Origin of the sequence: Microcoleus sp. D2_18a_D3 (assembly GCF_036702455.1) — a bacterium.
GTDB lineage: Bacteria > Cyanobacteriota > Cyanobacteriia > Cyanobacteriales > Microcoleaceae > Microcoleus.
On sequence record NZ_JAUBTK010000195.1, the window covers coordinates 1 to 2,246 of the forward strand.

The 2,246-nt window shown below is 43.2% G+C and carries 2 protein-coding genes; one reads left to right on the forward strand and one right to left on the reverse strand.

Translation table 11 applies throughout. The features are described from left to right. Window positions 1-576 precede the first annotated feature (576 nt). Window positions 577-1,671, forward strand: a complete 1,095-nt coding sequence (locus QUB06_RS34385; protein WP_333439292.1) for a hypothetical protein — start codon at window positions 577-579, stop codon at window positions 1,669-1,671. A 95-nt stretch (window positions 1,672-1,766) separates the two neighbouring features. On the opposite strand, the gene QUB06_RS34390 is transcribed toward QUB06_RS34385, so the two are convergent. Then, window positions 1,767-2,159 carry a DUF423 domain-containing protein gene (locus QUB06_RS34390; RefSeq protein WP_333439294.1) on the reverse strand — a complete coding sequence of 131 codons (393 nt, stop codon included), beginning with the start codon at window positions 2,157-2,159 and terminating at the stop codon, window positions 1,767-1,769. Window positions 2,160-2,246: the final 87 nt, after the last annotated feature.

The following is a 2,246-nucleotide window of genomic DNA, read 5'->3' on the forward strand; positions in this document are numbered from 1 at the left end:
TTGGCGAACCTTAGCAATGATGTTAGAGTCTAGAATACATAGATAATGTTTTTTGTCAATGCGTAAGTCCTATTTTATTTAGAAAAGCCGATCGTTAAATTTGTTAGGGTTTCCTAACAATCGCCAGACTCACAATACATTTCTAATTCAGCGACGGAAATAAATTAACCAAAGTCAGCGCTCGATCGTGCTGTAGCCTAGCTTCTTTAAGAAATTAGGGCGATCGACCAAAGCGCTCCAAAACAAAGATAAAGTATTTCAAGCAGCAGTTTGTTTGAGGCAGATTGGACTTTAATTATCAGATTTTAAGAGAAATTAAATTTATTTCTCGTCCTCTTTATAGGTCAAAAAAATAAATTAGGATCGCGATCACAGGGTGATGGTGATCGCTCGCACAATAAATAACGTTATTAACGTGCAACTTATAAAAGATGCAGGCAGTCGAGCCAAATTGCTTATAGCTTTAAGCGTAATGGCTGATGACTGTCAGCTTACAAATGCAGAAAATGGTAGTTGACAACGTTAAAACTTAGGGGAATCGATCGGGTGCGACTTAATAAAAAAACGAGGTTTATCATGACGGGTATTTCACAAATATCTTCAAAATCTTTACCAGCAGCCGACCAACTTCAACACGGCCCAAGTCAGGCGTCCCAAGGTATTACCGGACCCGACACTGACCAACTCCCAAAAGCTAAAGGTGTCAGCGTTTCTTCCTTCGCAGTTAGCTGGGCAAAAAAATATTACAGTACAGTTGCGACACGAGAGAACCAAGGGCCACGCCAAATTCTCCCAAGCCTCGATTTAACTAATTTTGAGGGAAATAGGGCCCCAATAGTTGACAAATTGACAGATACCCTGAAATTAGCCAGCGAGATAGCTTGGAGTAGAGTAGAAGCTCTTTTAGGGAAACAAATAGAGCGGCACGCGATCGATCCAAGTTTAATTAATTCTTTAGAAATTGCGGCAGATTCTCGCACCTTATATCGGAAAGCAATAGACGCTTATGCGGATAGAGAACCTGTTTTCCGCTTGTCAGTGCTGGTGGGAAAAGATATTATCAAAGTGAGGCGAAAATACTCAGATACAGATCCGTTAGTGCTGGGATTTGTGACAATGCAGTTTCAATATACTAGCAAAATCTTGTTAGGATGTCTTTCGGAGTCAGAGCGAGCTGAATTTGCGCCCTACTTAAAAGTTGTAGACGACTATCTGCACATTCCCTACGGAGAGATTAACGAGGCTGCGGCGAATCAGCCCCCGAATTCAAGAGCTCTATTAGCCGTTCAGCATTTGTTGCAGCACACGACTCAGATTGCTAGTGCAGTGTACGATCGAGCTAGTGCCCAGCATCAAGGATACCGCAGCAGCAGTGGCTATTTGAGCGATCGGGAGGTAAAAATTTCTGGTATCCGGGATGTCGAGATTTTTCAAAGCTATTTGTGCTGGTGCGTTTTGGAAGGTAGCATTCACCCGGTACAGCAAGAATTGTTTCCAATTTGCGTGATGTTGTACCCCAAACTTCATGTAAGTTGGGAGTTAGTGCAGGATATGCTACTGATTTTGTTTTGGGAAATATGCGAGCGGCTTCCTGCTGAAGATTTAACGGTATTTGTACCTTACTTGCGTACTTTGACAGAGCTGTTTTCCAGGGATGTTTTTGATAATTAGGGAATTGGGCAAAGGGCAAAGGGCATAGGGCATAGGGCATGGGGTCAAAAAGCGGAACTATCGCCGAGGGATTTGGCATTGGGAATTGCCAATCTCTATTTAAAACTAAAAGCTGCCACTGCCAAACATCCCCAACCAACAATAAAAGCAACTCCCCCCAGTGGCGTAATTGCACCCAGCCATTTAATGTCGCTCAAACTCAGGGCGTACAAACTGCCTGAAAAGATGATTGTGCCGGCAATAAAAGCCCATCCAGCCACTGCAAAAAAGATTTGAGACTCTTGGGCGCGGCTCAAGAGTAAAGCGACGAGTAATAGAGCCAGGGCATGGTACATTTGATATCGGGCGCCGGTCTCAAAAATGGTTAAAGCTCGATCGCTCAATTGATTTTTCAAAGCGTGAGAGGCGAAAGCACCGCCTGCAACGGATAAACCTCCGAATAAGGCTGCGGCTGCTATGAAAATGCGGATTAAAATTAGCGTTGACATAATATTTATTGAAGAAGGAAGAAGGAAGAAGGAAGAAGGAAGAAGGAAGAAGGAAGAAGGAAGAAGGAAGAAGGAAGAAGGAAGAAG